We start from the raw sequence: 1,119 nt of genomic DNA, 5'->3' as shown, positions 1-1,119 counted from the left end.
TCCTCCATGGCGATCGGCGCAATCAGGCTCACCTTCATCGACACGTTGTCGCCCGGCAACACCATCTCCTTGTCCTCGGGCAGCTCGATCGTCCCCGTCACGTCCGTCGTGCGGAAGTAAAACTGCGGACGATACCCCTTGAAGAACGGCGTGTGACGACCCCCCTCCTCCTTGGACAAAATGTACACCTCGGCCGTAAAGTCCGTGTGCGGCTTGATCGACCCCGGCTTGGCCAGCACCTGGCCACGCTCGACCTCCTCGCGCTTGGTGCCACGCAGCAAAATCCCCACGTTGTCGCCCGCCTCGCCCTGGTCCAGCAGCTTGCGGAACATCTCCACGCCCGTGCAGGTCGTCTTCACCGTATCGTGGATCCCCACAATCTCGATTTCCTCGCCCACCTTGACCACGCCGCGCTCGATCCGACCCGTCACCACCGTCCCGCGACCCGAAATCGAGAACACATCCTCCACCGGCATCAGAAACGCCCCGTCCACCGCGCGCTCGGGCGTCGGTATGTACGAGTCCAGCGCCGCCGCCAACTGCATGATCGCCTGCGACCCCAGCGGCCCCTCATCTCCCTCGAGCGCCAGCTTGGCCGAGCCCTTGATGATCGGCGTGTCATCGCCCGGAAAATCGTACTTCGACAACAACTCGCGAACCTCCATCTCGACGAGCTCCAGCAACTCCTCGTCGTCGACCATGTCCGCCTTGTTCAAAAACACAATAATGTACGGCACCCCCACCTGGCGCGACAGCAAAATGTGCTCGCGCGTCTGCGGCATCGGCCCGTCAGCGGCCGATACCACCAAAATCGCACCGTCCATCTGCGCCGCACCCGTGATCATGTTCTTCACATAGTCCGCGTGTCCCGGGCAGTCCACGTGCGCGTAGTGACGCGACGCCGTCTCGTACTCCACGTGCGAGGTGTTGATCGTGATCCCCCGCGCCTTCTCCTCGGGCGCGTTGTCAATCTGCTCGTAGCCCCGCGCCTCGCCGCCGCTCGCCTTGGCCAGCACCGTCGTGATCGCCGCCGTCAGCGTCGTCTTGCCGTGGTCCACGTGGCCAATCGTCCCTACGTTAACGTGCGGTTTGGTCCGTTCAAACTTGCCTTTTGCCATG

Annotated in this window: 1 protein-coding gene; it reads right to left on the bottom strand. The window is 63.2% G+C overall.

The window, feature by feature from the left end; all coding sequences use genetic code 11:
• Nucleotides 1–1,118, bottom strand: a 1,118-nt coding sequence (gene tuf, locus ABS761_RS16845; protein ID WP_350409547.1) for an elongation factor Tu, incomplete at its 3' end; no start/stop codon positions are given.
• Nucleotide 1,119: the final 1 nt, after the last annotated feature.

It is taken from the genome of Castellaniella sp. GW247-6E4, assembly GCF_040276065.1.
Classification (GTDB): Bacteria; Pseudomonadota; Gammaproteobacteria; order Burkholderiales; family Burkholderiaceae_B; genus Castellaniella.
This window is presented reverse-complemented; position numbering and strand designations above follow the sequence as displayed.